The organism is Pedococcus sp. P2_E2 (assembly GCF_056403955.1).
Window position 1 is genome coordinate 1 of the sequence record NZ_JBFUEM010000015.1, and the last position, 21,271, is coordinate 21,271.

Consider the following 21,271-nt stretch of genomic DNA (forward strand, 5'->3'; position numbering starts at 1 on the left):
GTGTAGGAGTGTGTAGGAGTAGCCGAAGTCACCGGTCACGGCATGCCCCAACCAGTGCAGGTACTGCTCGTGGATCGGCCGGTCCAGGCCGAGCTCCCTGCTCAGGGCGTCAACCTGGGCCTGCGTGAGCGCCGGGTCGCTGACCCTTGCCTGCAGGATCTTCCGCGCCGGATCCCCTTCCCCGGCATAGGGAATGAGAAACGCCAGCACGGAGACGACCCCCAACGTGATCAGCAAGACCAACGTCCTGCGCACCAGGAACATCAGCATCCGGGACTCCAAGCGTGAACGAGCATGGCCAATGGGTTCCTTGCGCTACTTGATCAGGTCCTTGAGCTTGTAGAAGCCCCCCGCGAACGGCAGGAACCACGGCGGGCCGAAGTGCCCCGGGATCCGGGTGAACGACAGGTCACGCCACGGGTTCGCGTCGAGCGCCCCGTTCATGTACTCCGCCATCTGCTTGCCCATGTGCGTCGCCATCTGGACGCCGTGGCCGGAGTAGCCCATCGAGTAGAACAGTCCGTCCTGCTGCCCGGCATGCACCATCCGGTCGAGGCTCATGTCGACGAGCCCACCCCAGCAGTAGTCCACCTTGGCGTTGGCGAGCTGCGGGAAGACGGCGGTCATCGCCTCGCGCAGGATCCGGCCACTCTTCTCGTCCGACTGCGGGTTGGACATCGCGAACCTGGCTCGGCCTCCGAAAAGCAGCCGCTGGTCCGGGGTGATCCGGAAGTAGTAGAGGAGGTTCTTGGTGTCAGAGGCCATCCGCCGGGTCGGCATCAGCTCGTCGCAGACCTCCTTGCCCAGGGGCTCGGTCACGACGATGAAGCTGCCCACCGGCGCGATGCGGACCTGCTGCCACCGGAACGGCCGACCTGTGTACCCGCTGGTCGCCACCAGGACCCGGTCCGCCCGCACCACGCCCCGGGGGGTGACCAGCTCATGCCTCGTCCCATCGAGTCGACGGAACTCCTGCACCGGCGCCTTCTCGTGGATGGTCACGCCGAGCCGGGCAGCCGACTCGGCCAACCCCTTGACGAACTTGCCTACATGCAAACCCGCACCCTTGGGGTCCACCAACCCGCCGTGGTAGAAGTCCGAACCGATCTCCGAATGTAGCTGTGACCTCGACACCAGGTGCGTCTCACGACCGAGCCGCTCCGCCATCAGGTTCTGGGACTTGCGCAGCCCCTCGTAGTGCGCCGGCTTCGCCGCCAGCGTCAGCTTCCCCGAGCGAGCGAAGTCGCAGTCGATCCCCTCCTCACCGACAAGCTTCTCCACCGTGTCGATTGCATCGTCATAGGCCTGGAAGTACGCAGTCGCGGCCGCGAAACCATAACGGTCGGCGGCCTCGCCATACCCGATCGACATTCCCGTAGTCGCCATGCCCCCGTTGCGACCCGAGGCCCCCCAGCCCACGGTCTCCCGCTCGAGCACCTGCACCGTGGCACCGTTTCGAGCAAGGTGAAGGGCGGCGGACAACCCGGTCAGACCCGCCCCGACCACGGCGACATCCGCCTGACCACCCACCTCGGTCCGGGACCGATCGGGTCCTTGCGGAGCGGTGTCCAGCCAGTAGGGAACGAACTTCATCGGAGACCTCTCCACAGGTATCGGCGTGGTTGCCAGGCGACGCGAAGATCCGGAAGGACCGGAAACCGCGATGCCGTCGCTCACTACGGAACCACTGTCCATGTAAGTTGTCAACAACCATCAGTTGACGATCTGCGATTGAGGCCTCACAGTTGAGGCCATGCGTGAGCGGCTGGCAAGGTGGGAACCCCGTGGAGGCGCGTTCTGGGGCGGTATCTGGCGATCCGGAGCCCAGCTCGAGGTGAGGGACCCCGAGACTGCCGGCTTGGTCGGCCGGGTCGCGGACTGCTCCCCGGATGACGTCGACGCGGCCGTGCGGGGCGTCTCCGACGCCATCCGGCACGGCCCAGCGTGGCCGGTGTGGCAGCGCCGTGAGGCGCTTCACCTGGCTGCCGCCCTCCTGTCGGAACGTCGGCAGCTGTTCGTCGACCTCCTCTCCACGGAGGGGTCCAAGACCGTCCGGTATGCCGGGAACGAGGTCCAGCGCGCTGTCGAGACCGTTCGACTTTCGGCCGAGCAGGCCTCCCACCTCGAGGGTCGGACGCTGCCGTTCGGCGATACCCCCCGAGGTGAGAACCGGGTCGGCTGGTACACCCGCGAGCCGGTGGGCGTGGTGGCCGCGATCACGCCGTTCAACGACCCCCTCAACCTGGTGGCCCACAAGCTGGCACCGGCCCTCATCGGAGGCAACGGTGTCGTCCTCAAGCCGGCCGAGCAGACCCCGCTCACGGCACTCGCCTTCGTCGAGCTGCTCCTCGATGCCGGGGTGCCCGCTAGCCGGGTCGCCGTCCTCCCGGGCAAGGGAGTCCAGGTGGGCGCCGCCTTGGTCGGTCATCCCCAGGTGGACATGGTGTCCTTCACCGGAGGCTGGACCAGCGGTAACGCAGTAGCCCGCACTGCTGGTGCCAAGAAAACCCTCATGGAGCTCGGTGGCAACGGAGCAGTACTCGTGCTGTCCGATGCCGACCTCGACCGCGCTGCCGCCGGCATCGTCGACGGGGCCTTCGGAAACGCGGGGCAGAACTGCCTCTCCGTACAGCGGGTGTTCGTTGATGCGGCGCGTTACTCCGAGCTGGTGGACCTGGTCGTGCGGGGTACCAGGGCGCTCGTCGTCGGCAGCAGGAGCGTGGCTGGTACTGATGTCGGACCGCTCATCGACGAGGCCGCCGCGGGCCGGGTGGAAGACTGGGTCGCCGAGGCCGTGCAGGCGGGCGCGACCGTGCACACCGGCGCCAAGCGTGAGGGCACCTTCTTCTGGCCGACAGTGCTCACCGACGTGCCGTCGAGCTGTCGCGTGCTCACCGAGGAGGTCTTCGCCCCGGTGGTCTCCATAGAGCCGTTCGAGCGCGTGGAAGCCGCCGTCGAGGAGGTCAACCGCTGCGACTACGCGCTCCAGGCCGGAGTGTTCAGCAGCGGGATCGATGCTGCTCTCGGCGTGGCCGAGCGGCTGCGCGTGGGTGCCGTCATGATCAACGACACCGGCGACTTCCGCATCGACGCCATGCCGTTCGGTGGGGGCAAGCGCTCCGGCGTCGGGCGCGAGGGAGTCCCCTTCGCCGTCGAGGCGATGACCGAGCCGAAGATCATCGCGGTTCACCGCACGGCATAGCTGCTCCCCGCCAAGGCACGCAGGCCATGGATCCGGTGGATCCATGGCCTGCGGCGTCTTGGGAAGGCGTCAGTCCTGTTGCGCCGCCACCACTGAGTCGGCCCAGATCTTCAGCGCGTCGTCGACGTGCTCCTGGGTCACCACCAGAGCCGGGATCATCCGCACGACGTTGCCGAACGGACCGCAGGTCAGGAGCAGCAGCCCCCTCCTCCCAGCCTCCTGCTGGGCCCGGAGCGCCACCGCAGCGTTCGGCCCGCCGCCCGGCGTCACGAACTCGCAAGCGAGCATCAGGCCGAGACCACGCACGTCGCCGATGACCGGGTTGTCGGCCGCCACCTTGGCGAGCCCGTCTGCCAGGGCGGCGCCGACAGTGCGCGCATTCTCGACCAGGTTCTCCTCGACGATGACGTCGAGAGTGGCGATCGCGGCGGCACAGGCCACCGCGTTGCCGCCGTACGTGCCGCCTTGGGAACCCGGCCACGCCTTGGCCATCAGCTCGCTCGAGGCGGCGATGGCGGACAACGGGAACCCGCTGGCCAGACCCTTGGCCGTGATGATGACGTCGGGCACGACGTCGAAGTGGTCATGACCCCAGAACCGGCCAGTCCGACCCCAGCCCGTCTGCACCTCGTCGACGACCAGCAGGATGCCGTGGCGGTCCGCCCGCTCCCGAAGACCGGCCATGAAGGCGGTGTTGGCGGGGATATAGCCCCCCTCGCCAAGGACGGGCTCCACCACGAAGGCGGCTGTCTCGGCAGGAGCGGTCATGGTGGCGAGCACGTAGTCGAGCTCCCGCAGGGCGAACTCTGTGGCGGTCTGTTCGTCCCAGCCATACCGGTAGGCCGTGGGGAACGGGGACACGACGACTCCGCCCATGATCGGGGAGAACCCGGCGCGAAAGCGCGTGCCCGACGTCGTCATCGATGCGGCGCCGATGGTCCGGCCGTGGAACGAGCCGTGGAAGACCACGACGTTGGCCCGACCGGTTGCGTGCCGGACGAGCCGCAGCGCCGCCTCGACCGCCTCGCTGCCCGAGTTGCTGAAGAAGACCGAGTCGAGCGGGTCAGGGAGCACCTCTCCGAGCCGTTCGGTGAGCGTGAGCAGCGGCCTGTGCATCACCGTCGTGTACTGCGCGTGGATCAACGTGGCCACCTGCTCCTGCGCCGCGGCGACCACTCGCGGGTGGCAGTGACCGGTGCTGGTCACGCCGATCCCGGCGGTGAAGTCGAGGAAACGCCGGTCCGCTTCGTCGAAGAGGTACACACCCTCGCCGCGGGCAGCGAGAAGAGGTGTGGCTTGCTTCAGTAGCGGAGACAGGGATGCCATGCGCTCACTCCTCTGGTAGATTGTCAACAACAGACATTAAAGCACAGACAATCACGGTCAAGGGAGCCTCATGGTGGACAGCACGGCGGAGCAGAAGGTGGTCGACTCGGTGCCGACCGGACTCTTCATCGGGGGGGCGTGGCGGCCGGCGAAGGACGCCGCCACCTTCGCCGTCCACGATCCCTCCACGGGCAAGGTCCTGACGCACGTCGCGGACGCCTCTCCCGAGGATGCGATGCACGCCCTCGACGCGGCGGCGAAGGCCCAGCCGTCGTGGGCAGCGGTCCCGCCTCGAGAGCGGGCCGACATCCTGCGTCGTGGCTACGAGCTCCTGCTGGAGAGGCAGGAGGAGCTGGCACTCCTGATGACGCTCGAGATGGGCAAGCCCCTCGCCGAAGCCCGCGGGGAGATCGCCTATGCCGCCGAGTTCTTCCGTTGGTTCGCCGAGGAGGCGGTGCGCATCCAGGGAAGCTTCGCGTCGGCTCCCGACGGGAAAAGCCGGCTGCTCGTCATGCGTCAACCCGTGGGTCCCTGCCTGCTGATCACGCCGTGGAACTTCCCGATGGCGATGGGCACGCGCAAGATCGGCCCAGCGGTGGCTGCCGGCTGCACGATGGTCGTCAAGCCGGCTCAGCAGACCCCCCTGTCCATGCTGGCCCTCGCGGAGATCATGCAGGAGGCCGGTCTCCCGGACGGCGTGCTCAACCTGGTGACGACCACCCGGGCTGGAGACGTCATGGAGCCGCTGATCCGGGACGGGCGCGCCAGGAAGCTCTCGTTCACCGGCTCCACGGGCGTGGGGCGCAAGCTGCTCGAGCAGTGCGCCGACCAGGTGATGCGCACCTCGATGGAGCTCGGTGGCAACGCGCCCTTCCTGGTCTTCGAGGACGCCGACCTCGAGGCTGCGGTGGACGGTGCGATGGTGGCCAAGATGCGCAACATCGGTGAGGCCTGCACTGCCGCCAACCGCTTCTACGTGCACTCCTCGCTGGCCCAGGAGTTTGCCCGGCGTCTGGCGGAGCGCATGAGCGGGCTCCCGCTCGGCCGTGGCGTCGACGACGGTGTCGTCGTCGGGCCCCTCATCGACGCCAAGGCCCGCGACAAGGTGAGCGCGCTCGTCCACGACGCGGTCCAGCGTGGGGCGGAGGTCGTCGTGGGCGGCGAGGTGCCGCACGGCGATGGGTTCTTCTACCCGCCCACAGTGCTCACCGGAGTACCGACCGACGCGCGGATGCGGCACGAGGAGATCTTCGGGCCGGTGGCCCCGATCGCGACCTTCGAGACCGAGGAGGAGGCGATCACCGCCGCGAACGACACCGAGTACGGTCTCGTGTCCTATGTCTTCACTCGCGACCTCGACCGCGCCCTGCGCGTGACCGAGCGACTGGAGACCGGCATGGTCGGCCTCAACCAGGGCGTCGTCTCGAACCCGGCAGCTCCGTTCGGTGGCGTCAAGCAGTCCGGGCTGGGCCGTGAAGGCGGGACGGTCGGCATCGACGAGTTCCTGGAGACCAAGTACGTCGCTGTGGCGACGAGCTCCTGAGCGGCGGCGGCTGTGGACACACCCCACGGGCGGCGGATCGCCCTCATCCCTGGTGACGGCATCGGCGTGGAGGTTGCCGCATCTGCGCGGCGCGTCCTGCATAGCCTTGACCAGCGCCACGAGCTCGGCCTCGTGATCGACGAGTTCGACTGGTCCTGCGAGCGATACCTCTCCGAAGGTGCCCTCATGCCGGCCGACGGCCTGGAGTCGCTGCAGCGGTATGACGCGGTGCTCCTCGGGGCGGTCGGCCGGCCCGACGTCCCCGACCACGTGTCGCTGTGGGGACTCCTGATCCCGATCCGCCGAGCCTTCCAGCAGTACGTCAACCTGCGCCCGGTGCGCTCGTTCGAGGGCGTGCCCGGTCCCTTGGCCGGCGCCGACAGTCGGACCATCGACCTCGTCATCGTCCGCGAGAACAACGAAGGTGAGTACAGCGAGCTCGGAGGTCGGTTCAACCGCGACCTGCCGGAAGAGACCGCCGTCCAGGAGTCGGTGTTCACCCGCCGTGGAATCACGCGCATCGCCGACTACGCCTTGGCGCTCGCTGCCGGCCGACGCAGTCACCTGACCTCCGCGACCAAGTCCAACGGCCTGGTGCACTCGATGCCCTTCTGGGACCAGGTGGTGCGCGAGCGCGCGGAGCTGAAGCCCGGCATCGACCTGGTCGAGGAGCACATCGACGCTCTCGCGGCGAAGCTGGTGCTCCGCCCGGAGTCCTTCGACGTCATCGTGGCGAGCAACCTGTTCGGGGACGTCCTCAGCGACCTGGCCGCCGGCGTCACCGGCAGCATCGGCATCGCGCCGTCTGCGAACCTCGACCCGACACGGCGCTACCCGTCGATGTTCGAGCCGATCCACGGCTCGGCACCGGACATCGCCGGGAAGGGGATCGCGAACCCCATCGGGATGCTCTGGTCCACCGTCCTCATGCTCGAGCACCTCGGAGCAGCACCCGCCGCGACGGAGCTCATGGCCGCCATCGAGCAGACCCTTCGGACGCCGGCGACACGCACCGCTGACATCGGCGGTACGGCCACCACCGACCAGGTCACCGACGCGGTCCTGGCCCTGCTGTCCTGAACGAGCCCTCGCGCCCCGGTGGGTCGGACCCTGGTGGGTCGCGCCCTGGTGGGTCGCGCCCTGGTGGGTGTGGTCCTGCAGGACGCACCCACCGGGTTCGACGGCACGAGACGCCCGCGTCCTCAGCAAGCACAAGACGCCCGCCTCCTCTCGGAGGACGGGCGTCTCGCCTGTCTCTGACGGCGGCTCACTCCACGTCGGGACGAGGTCAGGAGCCGCCGTTGGTCACTCGATGCCGAGCAGGGTGTTGAGCTCGTCGAGGGACTTGACCACGGTGAGGTCGTAGCCGGGCGGCACCGGGTCGTAGCCGCGGTCCAGGAGCACCAGGTTGCGAAAACCCATGTCGTGCATGGGCAGCGGGTCGTACCGGGTGTGCGAGGAGACGTGCACGAAGTCCTCCGGGGTGGCGTCGAGCTGGTCGAGCATGTACTCGAACGCGGCATACCGCGGCTTGTAGTAGCCGGCCTGCTCGGCGGTGAACACGGCGTGGAAGTCCGCACCCAGCCGCGGCACGCTCTCCTTGAGGAAGGACTCGTCGGCGTTGGAGAGGATGACGAGCTTGTAGTGCTCGCCCATCGTCTTCAGCGGCGCGGGCACGTCCGGGTGCGGGCCCCAGCTGCGGACGCCGTCGGCGAAGCGCTTGCCCGCGGTGGGGTCCGACTCGATCCCCCACTTGCGGCAGACCCGGTCGAAGGCGCTCTGCAGCACCCGCTCGTAGGGGTAGTAGGCGTCGAGCACGGCGTCGTAGCGGTAGCCGCGGAACTCGGCGACGAACTGGTCCCACTGCTCCGCGGGGACCTGGTCGCCGACCAGCTCCTTGGTGATGGGCGTCATCGGCCAGCTGATCAGCGTGCCGTAGCAGTCGAACGACACGTACTTGGGGCGAAACTGGGGCTCGGTCATGGTGTCCATCGTTCCGTCGCTCGGGATTGTTGTCAACAACTTACAGTCAGCAATCTCTGCCTGAGACAGCGTTAGTATCCGCGTATGCAGCCAACTGTGCGGGTACCAGAGGCGATGCCACCCCCTGACCAGGTCGCCTTGGCCGTCGAGGTGTTCCGGATGCTCGCGGACGCCACTCGGGTGCGCCTGCTGTGGGCCCTGCTCTCAGGCGAACGCCCTGTCAACGAGCTGGCCACGATGGTCGGCAAGCCGCCCTCGGGCGTGTCCCAGCATCTGGCAAAACTCCGTATGGCGCGCCTGGTTCGGGCTCGCCGTCAGGCCAACCAGGTCTTCTATCGCATCGAGAACGAGCATGTGCACCAACTGGTCGCCGACGCCATCCGCCATGCCGAGCACACGAGCGGCGGGTTCCCGGAACACCACAGGGGCGACGTTGCGCCGGTCGGGCACGGCTCCTTGGGCGACACCGCCGGCTGACCGCGCCGGCCGGACGTCGGATGGAGCAGTTGATCCCGTCGGATCGGTGTCAGCCCACGGTCGTCATCTGGCTCTCAGGTCCTCAGCCACACCCTGGACCGGTAGCGCAGGTAGACCGTGATCTGTCGCGCCAGAAGCCAGGCCCCCAGGACCCACCACAGGGCCACGACTCCCCCCTTGGTGGCCATGACGACGCCAGCCAGCGGCAGGAACACCATGAGCGCGACAAGCATGCTCCATGCCAGGTAGCGGACGTCCCCGGCACCGATCAGCACACCATCCAACACATACAGCAACGAGCCGATCGGGTTGGTGATCGCGACAACGGCCGCCAGCGGCCAAACGAGGTCGCGCACCGCCGGATCCAGCGTGAAGATGGGGACGTACACCGGCCGAAACGCCAGCAGGAGCACCGACAACAGCAGGCCGCTGGCAAAGCCCCAGGCCGCAACTCGACGGGCCACCGCGGGTGCGCCGACGGTGTCGGAGGCACCCAGGGCGTGAGCGACCATCGCCTGCCCGGCGGTGGCGAAAGCCTCAGCCGGCATCGCCAGGAGGAACCAGAGCGTGAAGGCGATCTGGTGGCTGGCAAGAGCGGTGTCGCCCTGGGCGGCCGCGACGAACGTCATGCAGAGCACGACGACCCGCAGCAGGACGGTGCGCGTCAGCAGGGGGAGGCCGGCTGCCGCCGCGGCCAAGACCGCGGATCGGTCAGGCCGCAGCGGCGCCCTCTGGCCGATGGCGCGTCGAAGCACGACCGCACCGAGCCACAGTGCCGCGCCGGTTTGCGCGATCACCGTTCCAAGCGCCGAACCGGCCACGCCCAGGCCGGCGGGGTAGACGAGGACGAGGTTCAGGATGACGTTGACCGCTGCCGCCACGGTCAGGACCAGCATCGGGACCCGAGTGTTCTTGAGCCCGCGCATGACCCCCGTGGCCGCAAGGACGACAAGCATCGAAGGCAGACCGAGCAGGCTGATCCGCAGGTAGGTCTCCGCGTATGGTGTGACGCGACCCGAGGTGGCGAAGAGGTCCACCAAGACCGGCGTGAGCGGAACCCCGATGGCCGCCAGCACGACACCCACTGCGACAGCCAGCCAGATGCCGTCCATCCCCTGCCGCAGGGCGCCTGGCAGGTCCCCAGCGCCGGCGCGGCGGGCCACCACTGAGGTGGTCCCGTAGGTCAGGAAGACGCACAGCAAGACCGCGTTGAGCAGCACCGCAGACCCCACGCCCAGCCCTGCGAGCTGGGCGGTCCCGAGGCGCCCCACGATCGCGCTGTCCGCCAGCAGGAAGAGCGGTTCGACGACGAGCGCGCCCAACGCGGGCACGGCGAGCCGCAGGATCTCGCGATCGTGCTGACTTCTTGCGAGGAGCCGGGCTGCGAGGGCGGAGGCCAAGGAGGTCAGGCTGTCGCGCTGACTTCTTCGGCGATTGCCGCGTGGATGTGCAGCATTCGCGCGAGCAGTCCGTTGCCGCGGGTGAACTTCAGCGGCACTTCTCCGCCGTCCGTGCCGGCGTCCTTGGTGCCGGCGAAGAATGCGGTGCCTTGGTCCGGTGACGTGTCGCTCTTGTCGTCTGGGTACAGCGGGTTCACCGAGTCCTCGATCTTGGGCCACAGCGCCCGCGCGGCTTCGGTGGACTCGAACTCCATCTGCATCACCAAGGTGTCGGGCAAGAGTTCCCCGGCCACTTCCTGCAGCACGGCTCCGCCGAGGTATCCGGGGTGTCCGTCGAGGGACCGGAGCCAGTCCGCGAGGTAGTCCTTGGCTTCGTCTCCTGCGCCAGGCTTGGCCACGAAGATGAACGTGTCGCGTCGCTTCATGTGGTTCCTTTCGTGAGTTGCGGCCGGGGCCGCGCGATGGGTGTGTAGATCTGCCGGGCGACTGCGTTACGCATCGCCCGAGCCCGGTCTTCAGACTCCGAGCAGTGAGGCCAGGCCGCCGATGTCGGTGACCTCGTGGTAGCCGTAGTAGGGCGTACTGGGCTCGTAGCCGCGGTTGACGTAGACCTTGTTCGTGATCCGTAGGTCGTGGGCAGGGATCAGGTCGTACCGCAGGCTGGAGGAGACGTGCAGGATGTCCTGTGGTCCGCAGCCGAGCTGCTCGAGCATGTACTCGAAGGCCCGGAGGCGGGGTTTGTAGGCTTTGGCCTGCTCGGCGGTGTACACGGCTTGGAAGGGCGCGCCGAGCTGGTCCACGTTGTGCATGATCTGGTCGTCGGCGGCGTTGGAGAAGATCACCAGCGGGTAGCGCTTCGCCAGCGCGGCCAGTGGCTCAGGGACGTCGGAGTGGGGTCCCCAGGAAGGCACCGCCTCGTAGATGGCCTTGGCGTCGGTATCGCGGTAGTCGATGGTCCAGCGCTGGCAGGCTCGGCGCAGCGCGTTGGCGATGATCCCCTCATAGGGCTTCCAGTCGCCCATGACTTCGTCGATGCGGTAAGCCTCGAAGTCGTCGAGGAAGTCCTCCATCCGCTCCGCCTGGACCCGGTCGGCGACCAGTTCCCGGGCCAGCGCGGACATGCCGAATGCGGTGAGCGTGCCGTAGCAGTCGAAGGTGATGTACCTGGGCTCGAACTCGATCATCGGAAAACTGGCTCCTTCACTGGTTGGGGTCGGCCGTGGGCCTCTGTGGCGTGTCGTGGTCGTGAGGTGCAGAAGGGGTGTGGTTCGGTGCCGGCGGCTACTGGTGATGGGAGACCAGGTCGTGAGCAGCGGCGGAGTCGCTGGTGAGGGGCTCGGCGTGGATGGTGGCGGCGGTGAGCCGACGTATGCCGTGCACGAGGTCGTGTTCGACCTGGTGGCTCAGGTGGTGGGCATCGACCAGCGAGGTGTTGGAGTCCACGACGATGCGGGCCTCGGCGCGCAGGCTGTGGCCCAGCCAACGGAGCCGGATGTCGGTGACGTCGACCACGCCAGGGGTAGCCCGGATGACCTTTTCGGTCTGGTCGACCAGGTGCGGGTCGACCGCGTCCATGAGCCGCCGATACACCTCGCGCGCCGCGTCGCGGAGGACGAACAGGATGGCCACGGTGATGAGCAGCCCGATGATCGGGTCGGCGATCGGGTACCCGGCCCAGGCGCCCGCGGCGCCGAGCACCACGGCGAGGCTGGTGAACCCGTCGGTGCGGGCGTGCAGGCCGTCGGCGACCAGGGCCGCTGAGCCGATCCGGCGGCCGGTGCGGATCCGGTACTGCGCCACCACCTCGTTGCCGAGGAAACCGACGATCCCGGCGACGGCGAGCACCCCGAAGTGCCGCACCTCGGCCGGGTCCAGGAACCGCATGACCGCCTCGTAGCCCGCGAGGACCGAGGACGCTGCAATGAGCGCCACCACCACGATCCCCGCCAGGTCCTCGGCTCGCCCGAAGCCGTAGGTGTAGCTGCGGGTCGCCATCCGGCGACCGACGATGAAGGCGATCGCCAGGGGTACCGCGGTCAGGGCATCGGCGTAGTTGTGCAGCGTGTCACCCAGGAGGGCCACCGAGTTGGTGTAGAACACGACGACGGTCTGGATCAGGGCGGTCAGGATCAACCCGGCGAAGCTGACCTTCAGGCACCGCATGCCGTCCCGGCTCGCCTCCAGCGCCGAGTCGACCTTGTCCGCGCTGTCATGCGAATGCGGGACGAAGATCTCCTTGACCTTCCCCAGCAGCCCATCACGGTGCTCATGCCCATGGCCGTGACCGTGACCGTGACCGAGGTCCTCGTGGCCGTGCTGGGTGTCGTGGTCGTGGTCGTGGCCGTGCTCTGACCCGTGCTCCGCGCTCTCCGAGTGGGGATGTGGGTGCGGGTGCTGCTGACTGGTGTCCATGCTCATTCGTTCCCTGTGTTGGTTTGTTCCCGCGTTCCGCTGCGGTGGTGTGATTTCCGATGTTGCCTCAGTTCGCCATGGATCTGAATGGTCCCCACGGGCAGGCCACTGCTCGACCTCCGGTGGAGTCCACACTACTGCGAATCAGCGCGTATGCGTAGATACTAAGGCAACTGTCGACAATCGGCAAGCGATCCGCACCGGCGATGCTTGGATGCACAGCACTCTGGGTCCGCCCCGTCGCCCCGGTCGCCCCGGCGGACCGGTCCGATCCCCCTCTCTCGCCGAGAGGCGCGCCGGGATCAGTCTCGAGCACGGCCGCGTAGCTGGCTGTCGACGAGCTTCAGCCGGTCAGCGGCATTGAGCGCGACCGCACCGACGAGACGGCCTCGACGACGCATGGCCACCACGGCCTCGCCCGCCTCGACCGAGCCCCAGACGACCTCGCTGGACTCGCCCCTCGACGGGAAGCCGATCCCGCGGATGGCGGCGCGGTGGATGGTGGTTCCGAACACGGGAGGCTCGGTCTGGGCATGTCCCTTCGCGGGGCCCAGTAGCAGGTTGGTCGCCGCGACSGAGGCTTGGTGTCGMGCGCTGGCCCAGTGCTCCACTCGSACYGCTTCGCCGTCCAGAAGAGGTTGCGGGGCGCGGGCGACGTCACCCACGCCCACCACGACGTCGGAGCCAGCGGCGTGCAGTGTGGCTCGACAGAGYAGRCCGTCCGCGAGGTCCAGTCCGGTGCCTTGGAGCCACTCGGTGTTCGGTTGGGTGCCCGTCGCGAGAACCACCACGTCAGCAGCCAACCGACTCCCGGTGTCCAGGCGAACGCCGCACAGCATTCCCGCGCGCACGTCGAGGGCCGTGAGCCGGGAGTCCGTGAGCAGCGTGACGCCGTGCTCCAGGTGCAGCCTCCGAAGATGGGTCGCGACACGCGGACCGAGCGTCCGGGCAGTCGGCAGAGGCGAGCTGTCCACCAGGGTGGTGACGTGGCCGGTCGCTGCGGCGTGCGAGGCGACCTCGGCACCGATCAACCCTCCCCCGATGACCACCACCCGGCGTTGAGGCGCCGCGAGAGCCGCCCTGAGCGCCGCGCCGTCCTCGAGCGTCCGCAGGACGAAGACGCCGTCAACGTGAGGGCTCAGGCTTGTGGGCACCCGCGGCCGGGAACCAGTCGCCACCACCAAGCCGTCGAACGGTAGTCGCTGGCCACCTTCGATGGTGATGGATCTGCTCGGCACGTCGAGACCTGTGACCCACTGCCCCAGGCGCCAGTCGATGTCGAGCTGGCCGGGCTCGATGGTGAGGCCCCCTTCGTCGACGTCCCCGGAGAGGAACGTCTTTGACAGGGGGTAGCGGTCATAGGGTTGGTGGGTTTCGGCGCCGAACACGGTGAGCTCGCCGTCGTACCCGAGGCCGCGCAGCCGGGTGGCAACCTGGTGCCCGGCCAACGATGCCCCCACGACGACGACGCGTCTCAGGCGACCGGTCATGGGCGCTGTCCTCACTGGTTACGCCGCGCCCACGGGCCGGTGGTCCGTGGGCGCGGCGGGCTGTCGTTGCTTCCGGGGCCCTGGCCTTGCGGCCCGGGAGCCGAGGGTCAGCGGACGGTGAGGTCCTTGGTCAGGACGAAGAAGTTGCGCGGATCTGGTTTGAAGCCCTGCACCTTGGAGCGCACCGCGGTCACCAGCGACTCGTGCACCAGGAACACGCCGCCTGCGTCCTCTTGGACCTTCGCCGCGATCTGGCCTTCGATCTGGTGCCGGGCGTTGGCATCCTCGGTCCCGGCGGCCTTGTCGATCAGGGCGTCGGTCTGCGGGTCGCAGTAGTGGGCGATGTTGAAGGTGCCCTTGCAGCTCCAGTCCGAACGCAGGTAGCTGAGCGGGTCGGCGGCATCGATCAGGTAACCGCGGGAGAACAGCGCCGCCTCGAAGTTGCCGGCCAGCAGGTCCGGCTGCACCGAAGCGTTGCTTCCGGTCTTGATCTTGACCTTGACCCCGATCTTGGACAGCTGGTCCTGGATCACCGCGGCCAGGTCCGCGAACTCGGGACGGTCGGTGTAGGCGACCAGGGTGAAGGTCAGGGAACCGGGCTTGACTCCCGCCTGGGCCAACATGCTCTTGGCTTCGTCCAGGTTCGCCGCGATCGGCTGGGCGCCTTGGGCCGCCCAGGGGTCGGAAGGCGCGAACGGGCCGGCGGCCGGGGTCGCCACATCGTGGTAGATGCTCTTGGCGATCGCGCTGGTGTCGATGGCCCGCTGGACCGCCTTGCGCACCGCCGGCTTGTTGAACGGTGCCCGCGAGTTGTTCAGCAACATCACCGCGGTACGCGGGGACTGGATCTTCTCCAGCTTGACGTTCGAGTCGCCCTGCAGCGCCGCCACCGACACCGCCGGGACGACCGCGGCGACGTCCGCCTCGCCGGTGCGCACCTGCGTCACCCGGGTCGGGCCAGCAGCCACGAACCGAACCTCGGCACCGGCCAAGGCCGGCTTGCCACCCCAGTAGCCGTCGTTGCGCACGACCTGAAGCGACTGCCCGGGCACCTCCTTGACCACCTTGAAGGGCCCGGTGCACGTACCCTGGATGTTGAGCTGAGCACCCTGGTACGCCTTGGGCGAAAGGATGGCCGTGTTGGGGCTGGCCGTCCGCAGGGGCAGGAGCACATCAGGGGCCGGGGTCGTGATCTGCACCGTCCCGGCATCCACGGCTTGCACCGCCGACACCGACTTGGGGTTGAAGGACCGGGCCGGCACCTTGGCCTGCAGGAGGTGGTTGAGCGCACCGGCCACCGCCTGGGCGTCCAACACTGTCCCGTCCTGGAACTTCACACCCTTGCGAAGGGTGAACTTCCACACCGTCGGGCTGACCCGGGCCCAGGACTCAGCCAGCCACGGGATCGACGTCCCGTCTGCATTGTTACGAGTCAACGTCTCCGGACAACCCGCCCGCGAGAAGATCTGAGCATCGTCGCTCTCGAGCGCCCAGGCCGCAACCGGTGCGACGAACTCGTCGTACACCAGGCGCCCATCACCAGCGGCAGTACCGGCAGCCTGCCCATTGCCACCACCCATGCCGCAGCCGGCAGCGGTCACCGCAACGAGCGCCGGACCAACGACCCAACGAAGCCGAGCAGTCATCACTTCACCCCCCCGCAGCGAAGCGTGCTCTTTCCCCACACCAGTGATGTGACACGGTCAGACGGCATCTCAGGCTCCTCCATACGGACAATCTTCGGAATCGGTTGGTCCAACAGGTACTTCGATCAAGCGACAGCAGCACAACTCTCGACAGAGGCAACGCAGGGCCGTTGCCGGCCCCGTCGAGCCCTACCCCACAGCCCCGACTCCCATGGCCAGACCCACCAAGTACGTGGCGCCAGCCGCGATCGCACCGAAGGCCAGCTGCCGGGTGGCGCTCAACCACCACGGGACACCGGTCGCCAGGGCAGCCAGACCACCGGCGACGAGCAGTCCGACACCGCCCACGACCAGGCCCAGAGTGAGCGAGCTGAAGCCGAGCAGGAACGGCAGCAGCGGAACCAACGCACCTGAGGAGAAGGTGAAGAACGAAGACACGGCCGCCACCCGGGGGGAGGGCTTGTCCTGTGGGTCAAGACCCAGCTCCTGTGTCACGTGAAGCAGCGCGGCCTGCGCTGGGTCGGCGTGAACCTCATGCGCTGCGACCTCTGCCGTGGCATGGGACATCCCCATCTCGGCGAACATCTCGACCAGCTCTCGTTCCTCGGCAGGGCCGTTCGCGGCTATCTCGGCACGCTCCTTGGCCCACTCGCGGTCGACCTGCTCGTTCTGGGTCCTCACCGACGTGAACTCTCCCAAGGCCATCGAGAAGGCGCCGGCGACCAGGCCGGCGAGGCCCGTGAGGACGATGTAGTGCGGGTTGGCGCCGGCGGCACCCACGCCAGCGACCAGCGCGATGTTCGTGACCAGCCCGTCCATGGCGCCAAACACTGATGCTCGTAGGGCACCTCCGGAGACGTCCGCGTGGGTGTGGCCGACCTCAGCCGGCCCGGTGGGAACTGCGCTCGTCAATCTGCTCATGCGAGCGATCATAGGCTTACTGTTGATTGTTGACAATCCAGTATAGCCTTACCTAAGTTCGCCTCCAGCGCGGATGCAGCAGCGGCCGACGGCACCCACCATGACGTCGACGGCGCGTCCGAAGCTGACCACGCGGCATCCGTCACGTCTCAACGCTCTTTGTCCGTGTGTACGCCAAGTGCGTGTACGGCCAAGAGAAGTTCGCACTCGGCGCATCGAGGGCGCTCTCCATGCGCCGGAGTGACTCGGGGAGATCAGAACTTTGTCGCGTATTTGTCGCAGACACCCGTAGGACGCGGGTCAGGTCCGATGTCGGCCGGACACGAGATTGGGCGACAAAGAGGCCCCAGACTACGTTTCCGCCGGTCAGGGACCCTCTCGCGCACTGGGTGGCAGGTGAAGGATTCGAACCTTCGAAGCTTTCGCGCTGGAATTACAGTCAGCAGCCCAAGTCGGTGCCTTGCTCAGTGGCGGAGCAGGGCAGGGAGCCCAATTGTAGATGGCGGACTGCCGAGATGTTGCAACGAAAGGTTGCACGCCAGACGGAAAGGGCCACTGACCTGTGCGAAGGCATCCGTCCGAAAATCGGTAGGCGTCGGTTCGACCTGCCTGCGACCTGCTGCCCGTGACGGGTCAGAGCCCGGAACGTGCGCCGGCGGCAGATACATCGCCACGGCGCCGGCAAGGGGCGGGGCTCCCGACTCTGCGGCAGGTGCTGCCTGGCGATCGTCGGGACATCGACCCGGCGACACCCCCCAAATGCTGTCCGCAAGGGTCCATCCGGGCGTCTCATGCGTTTCTGCCTCGTCCCAGCCGTCCCGTTGCGTCCCATTGGTCGGGAACCGTCTCAAGGTCGGCTGGCTACACATGTGGCTACACGCCCCAATGCCAGGGGCCCTCTCCCCGAAGGGAAAGGGCCTCTGACCTGCTACTTCGTGGTAGCGGGGGCAGGATTTGAACCTGCGACCTCCGGGTTATGAGGTCAAGTCCCGCGGGGTGGTGTACGACGGTGATTCGTCGTTGATGGTGCTCAGGCGCTGATCGCGCCCACGATCTCGGTGTTGGTCTCCTTGTCGGTTGGGGTGTTGAGCAGGGTCAGGCGGCTCTTGGCGAGGACCTCGAGGCCGAGGTAGCGGCGTCCGTCGGCCCATTCGTCGTGTTGTTCGGCGAGCACGGCGCCGACCAGGCGGATGATCGAGGGCCGGTCGGGGAAGATGCCCACGACGTCGGTGCGGCGTCGGATCTCGCGGTTGAGTCGCTCGTTGGGGTTGTTGGACCAGATCTGTCGCCACAGCGCCCGCGGGAAGGCGGTGAAGGCCAGGACCTCCTCTCGGGCTGCGTCGAGGTGGGCGTGGACCTCGGGCAGCTGGTGGGCGACCTGGGCCAGCAGCCGGTCGTACTGGGTGTGCACGGCGTCGGCGTATCTGGTCGAACACGCTGTGCAGCAACGCTTTGACCCCACCCCAGGCGCTCTTGGGGCACACCGTCATCAGGTTCGCCGTGTAATGGGTGCGGCACCGTTGCCAGGACGCGCCGGGCAGGTTCGCCCCGACCGCCTCGACCAGCCCGGTGTGCGCATCGGAGGTGACCAGCGCGACCCCGGACAGGCCGCGGGCCACCAGGTCCTTGAAGAAGGTGTTCCACCCGGGCCCGGACTCGGTGGTCGAGGTCGCGACGCCGAGGATCTCGCGGTACCCGTCGGCGTTGACACCGGTCGCGACCATGACCGCGACCTTGACCACCCGCCCGCCCTCGCGGACCTTCATCGTCAACGCGTCCGCGGCCACGAACGTGTACGGGCCGGCGTCCAACGGCCGTTCCCGGAAGTCCTTGACCAGGGCGTCCAGGTCACGGGCCATCACCGAGACCTGCGACCTGGACAGGCCGGTGATCCCGAGTGACTGCACCAGCCGGTCCATCCGCCTGGTCGAGACCCCCAGCAGGTACCAGGTCGCCACCACCGATGTCAGCGCCGCCTCGGCCCGGCGGCGCCGCTGCAGCAGCCACTCCGGGAAGTACGAACCCTCCCGCAGCTTGGGCACCGCCACATCCAGGGTGCCGATCCGGGTGTCCAGGTCGCGGTGCCGGTACCCGTTGCGGCGGTTGACCCGCTCGCTCGAGACTTCGCCGTAGCCGGCGCCACACACGCTGTCGGCCTCCACCGACAGCAGCGTGTTGACGAACCCCTGCATCAGCTCACGCATCAGGTCCGGGCTGGCCTGGGCCAGCTGCTCGTGCAGGAACTCGGCAGGGATGCTCCTATGGATGTCAAGCGGCGCTGAGTGTCGGCTCGGCGAGCGGGTTTGCTGGCACTGCTGGCGTGGTGAGGATCCGGTGCATCTCGCGGGCGATGGCTCGTTTCAGGCAGCGGATGATGTCCTTCTTGGACAGTCCTTCTGCGGTGCGCCGCTCGACGTAGGCGCGGGTCGGCGCGTCGTATCTCATCCGGGTCAGGGCGACGGTGTGTAGGGCGTTGTTGGCTGCCCGGTCGCCGCCACGGTTGAGCCGGTGTCGGTGGCGTTGGCCTGAGGACGCCGGCACTGGTGCGACTCCGGTGAGGTGGGCGAAGGATGCCTCCGATCGCAGCCGGTCCGGGTTATCTCCGGCGGTGACCAGCAGCTGCGCGGCCACTTGGATCCCGACCCCGAACCGTTCCAGCAGTTCCGGAGCAGCCTGCTCGGTCAGCTGGGTCAATGAGCGGTGCAGCTCCTTGATCTCCTCATCCAGGACGCCGTGGCGTCGTGCCAGCGACCGGAGCGCGTGCTTGCAGCCCGCGGACGGGTCGGACAGGTCTGCTCCGGGCCGCAGCCGGGCGAGGGCCTTGATCATCTTGGCGGTCGGTAGCGCCCTCATTTGCTCGCGAAGCTCGGTGGGACCGTTGACGAGTAGGGCGCGGATCTGGTTGATGCACTGGGTTCTTGCCTTGACCGCCGAGCGTTGCGCGACGCGCAGGCATCGGATCGACTCGACGATCCCGTCGCGGGACTTCGGCGTTCCGTCAGCCCGGCCCGACGCCGCCGCGCGTGCCGCGGAATAGGCGTCCAGCGGGTCGGACTTGCCCTGAGCTCGCCGTGCGGAGCGTTCCGGTCGGTCCACCTCGACCACGACGATGCCTGCGCCGGCCAGGACCCGGTTGAGTCCGGCACCGTAGGAGCCGGTGCCCTCCACGCCGACCGCCACCAGCCCCCCGAACGAGGCCATCCACTTGCGCAGCGCCTCATATCCGGCCCGGGTCGTCGGGAACTCCCGGTCAGCCAGCTCACGGCCGAGCGCGTCGACCACTGCCGCGTGGTGGGTGAGGGCGTGGGTGTCCACCCCGCCGAAGACTTCCGAGATCACATGCTGATCGGTCATGGTGTGTCTGTGCCGCCTTTCAGTGCCAACGAACAGGACGGCACGCGCCCGGCCGGGCGAGGCGGACAAGACAGTGATGGGGGCTTCTGCTCAAGCTCCTATGAGGTCACACCGCGCGTCCGGTCGCGTGCGCGGCATCCCCGGTGAAGGGTCGACGAATCCCATGCGAAGGCAGTCACTGACGCCTGTCGATACTTGAGTCAGACCCCACCCGGGGATGCCGGGACCCATCCTCACTGTCGATACTGGGTCGTGCGGTCATCGCAGTGCTCCTCTTCGAGTGGGTTGTGGAAGATCTCTCGAAGAATCACGCGGTGACCGCACCCGCGTCTATGCCCGGGCCGTCACCACGCCGTACACCACTGTGCTGGACTCAACTAGGTTATGAGCCAGCCCCGCCCACGTCTCACACGTCCCGCGCCCTCTCCCCTACCGCACGAAGTCTCGATGCCCCATCCCGGTTGTCACGCCCCCTCTCAAGCCGTCCCGCAGCGTCCCGGTTATACATTTGGTTACACCTCCCTCCTTCGCAGACACCTCGGGTCACTTGCCTGCTTGGAGTACCCGCCATCCGGTACACCCCCTGTTCAAACTCGCGAACGCCGTGCCGCCCTGACTCCTGAGATGCAGGCGGCCCGGTGCGTTCGCACGGATCGGCCGAACCGCATGCGCGCAGACTTCAAGCGTCCGACTGAAGATCGGAAGATCTCAAGGCGGCGGTTCGATCCTGGGGGCTGGCCACCAGCTAGAGCCGCAGGGCGGAGTCCTTATGGCCCGCGGCCCTTGTCGCCCACAGCCCGCGCAAGGTAGCTGGGTAACCGTGGGTGAAGGTCCAACCTCTGATTGACGAGGCGTATGGCACGACTCATCGCGCCGACCACAGGATCGTGCGCGTTTGCGGCCAGGCCATCATTCGACCCAGACCTGGGAAGCGTGCTCCCACCTGACCGTTAGGTGGCCTCGGCTTGTAGTTGCGGGCCCAGCGGTAACAGTCCCACGCGAGCTGGCCGTTGTTCGTCAAGCGAACTGGGCCCACGGCACGAGGGTCGAACCTCGACCTGGTCGCCGACGATCACGACCCTTGCCCGACCAGGTCGGGCTGGCCTTCGGAGGGGTGGAGCATGCGCAGTTCCCGGGAGTTGGGGTCGCGGTTTAGGTTGTCGAGCCAGCCTTCGGGTGCGACGTCGCCCGCCCGAGGACCACGGTTCCCTAGAGCCAAGCTCCGGTGGTTCGAGGCCTTGGCAACTGATGATTGTTGACAGTCGACCACGATACACGTATGGTCGACAATCGACCAGAGTGGCAGCGGGCCGTTCTGAAACTCAGCTCCAGGAGGAATCGTGGGATTCGAGACCAAGCCCAGGTTCGTGACGTTCGACATGAACGGAACGCTGATCAAGTTCGCCATCAACGACGCGATGCGGCAGGTCCTCGGTGACCGGCTCCCGGCCGAGATCGCCGACGAGTATCTGCGGATCTGCAAGGCGTACCGCATCGACGAGTGCATGGGCGACTAC

Annotated in this window: 15 protein-coding genes and 2 pseudogenes; 4 read left to right on the plus strand and 13 right to left on the minus strand. The window is 67.7% G+C overall.

Going from position 1 to position 21,271, the window contains the following annotated elements; genetic code table 11:
• Positions 1-270: pseudogene (locus AC1DWR_RS19590) on the minus strand (ABC transporter permease); the annotation flags it as partial.
• A gap of 45 nt (positions 271-315) precedes the next feature.
• On the minus strand, positions 316-1,593 hold the full coding sequence (locus tag AC1DWR_RS19595; protein WP_477616098.1) for an NAD(P)/FAD-dependent oxidoreductase: 1,278 nt from the start codon (positions 1,591-1,593) through the stop codon (positions 316-318).
• A 160-nt stretch (positions 1,594-1,753) separates the two neighbouring features.
• On the opposite strand from AC1DWR_RS19595, the gene AC1DWR_RS19600 reads away from it, so the two are divergent.
• Positions 1,754-3,202, plus strand: coding sequence for an aldehyde dehydrogenase family protein (locus AC1DWR_RS19600; protein ID WP_477616099.1), 1,449 nt, complete (start codon positions 1,754-1,756; stop codon positions 3,200-3,202).
• 69 nt (positions 3,203-3,271) lie between these two features.
• On the opposite strand, the gene AC1DWR_RS19605 is transcribed toward AC1DWR_RS19600, so the two are convergent.
• Positions 3,272-4,528, minus strand: coding sequence for an aspartate aminotransferase family protein (locus tag AC1DWR_RS19605; protein ID WP_477625019.1), 1,257 nt, complete (start codon positions 4,526-4,528; stop codon positions 3,272-3,274).
• A gap of 70 nt (positions 4,529-4,598) precedes the next feature.
• Here AC1DWR_RS19605 and AC1DWR_RS19610 point away from each other — a divergent pair, with 70 nt between their 5' ends.
• Positions 4,599-6,071, plus strand: coding sequence for an NAD-dependent succinate-semialdehyde dehydrogenase (locus AC1DWR_RS19610; protein ID WP_477616101.1), 1,473 nt, complete (start codon positions 4,599-4,601; stop codon positions 6,069-6,071).
• A gap of 12 nt (positions 6,072-6,083) precedes the next feature.
• The gene (locus tag AC1DWR_RS19615) at positions 6,084-7,151 is read left to right on the plus strand and encodes a tartrate dehydrogenase (RefSeq protein ID WP_477616102.1); all 1,068 of its coding nucleotides are present in this window, start codon (positions 6,084-6,086) and stop codon (positions 7,149-7,151) included.
• A gap of 225 nt (positions 7,152-7,376) precedes the next feature.
• Here the strand turns inward: AC1DWR_RS19615 and AC1DWR_RS19620 are convergent, their stop codons facing one another.
• The gene (locus tag AC1DWR_RS19620; protein WP_477625020.1) at positions 7,377-8,054 is read right to left on the minus strand and encodes a haloacid dehalogenase type II; all 678 of its coding nucleotides are present in this window, start codon (positions 8,052-8,054) and stop codon (positions 7,377-7,379) included.
• A gap of 114 nt (positions 8,055-8,168) precedes the next feature.
• Between AC1DWR_RS19620 and AC1DWR_RS19625 the strand changes: the two genes are divergently transcribed.
• Positions 8,169-8,531, plus strand: a complete 363-nt coding sequence (locus AC1DWR_RS19625) for an ArsR/SmtB family transcription factor (RefSeq protein WP_477616123.1) — start codon at positions 8,169-8,171, stop codon at positions 8,529-8,531.
• Between the two features lie 74 nt (positions 8,532-8,605).
• Here the strand turns inward: AC1DWR_RS19625 and AC1DWR_RS19630 are convergent, their stop codons facing one another.
• The 9 genes and pseudogenes from AC1DWR_RS19630 to AC1DWR_RS19670 form a co-directional block, all read right to left on the minus strand.
• Positions 8,606-9,931 carry an MATE family efflux transporter gene (locus tag AC1DWR_RS19630; RefSeq protein ID WP_477616117.1) on the minus strand — a complete coding sequence of 442 codons (1,326 nt, stop codon included), beginning with the start codon at positions 9,929-9,931 and terminating at the stop codon, positions 8,606-8,608.
• Between the two features lie 5 nt (positions 9,932-9,936).
• Entirely contained in the window at positions 9,937-10,356 is a 420-nt protein-coding gene (locus tag AC1DWR_RS19635) for a hypothetical protein (RefSeq protein ID WP_477616118.1), read from the minus strand.
• A gap of 90 nt (positions 10,357-10,446) precedes the next feature.
• A complete protein-coding gene (locus AC1DWR_RS19640) occupies positions 10,447-11,115 on the minus strand; it encodes a haloacid dehalogenase type II (protein WP_477616119.1) in 669 nt (222 codons plus the stop codon).
• Between the two features lie 97 nt (positions 11,116-11,212).
• Entirely contained in the window at positions 11,213-12,343 is a 1,131-nt protein-coding gene (locus AC1DWR_RS19645) for a cation diffusion facilitator family transporter (RefSeq protein ID WP_477625021.1), read from the minus strand.
• Between the two features lie 302 nt (positions 12,344-12,645).
• Positions 12,646-13,833 carry an NAD(P)/FAD-dependent oxidoreductase gene (locus tag AC1DWR_RS19650; protein WP_477625022.1) on the minus strand — a complete coding sequence of 396 codons (1,188 nt, stop codon included), beginning with the start codon at positions 13,831-13,833 and terminating at the stop codon, positions 12,646-12,648.
• Positions 13,834-13,940: 107 nt separating this feature from the next.
• Positions 13,941-15,479: an ABC transporter substrate-binding protein gene (locus AC1DWR_RS19655; protein WP_477625023.1), complete on the minus strand. Its 1,539-nt coding sequence runs from the start codon at positions 15,477-15,479 to the stop codon at positions 13,941-13,943.
• Positions 15,480-15,668: 189 nt separating this feature from the next.
• Positions 15,669-16,400: a VIT1/CCC1 transporter family protein gene (locus tag AC1DWR_RS19660; protein ID WP_477616114.1), complete on the minus strand. Its 732-nt coding sequence runs from the start codon at positions 16,398-16,400 to the stop codon at positions 15,669-15,671.
• Positions 16,401-17,430: 1,030 nt separating this feature from the next.
• Positions 17,431-18,667, minus strand: a pseudogene (locus AC1DWR_RS19665) (IS256 family transposase).
• A gap of 1 nt (position 18,668) precedes the next feature.
• The gene (locus AC1DWR_RS19670) at positions 18,669-19,754 is read right to left on the minus strand and encodes an IS110 family RNA-guided transposase (RefSeq protein ID WP_477625024.1); all 1,086 of its coding nucleotides are present in this window, start codon (positions 19,752-19,754) and stop codon (positions 18,669-18,671) included.
• Between the last annotated feature and the right edge of the window lie 1,517 nt (positions 19,755-21,271).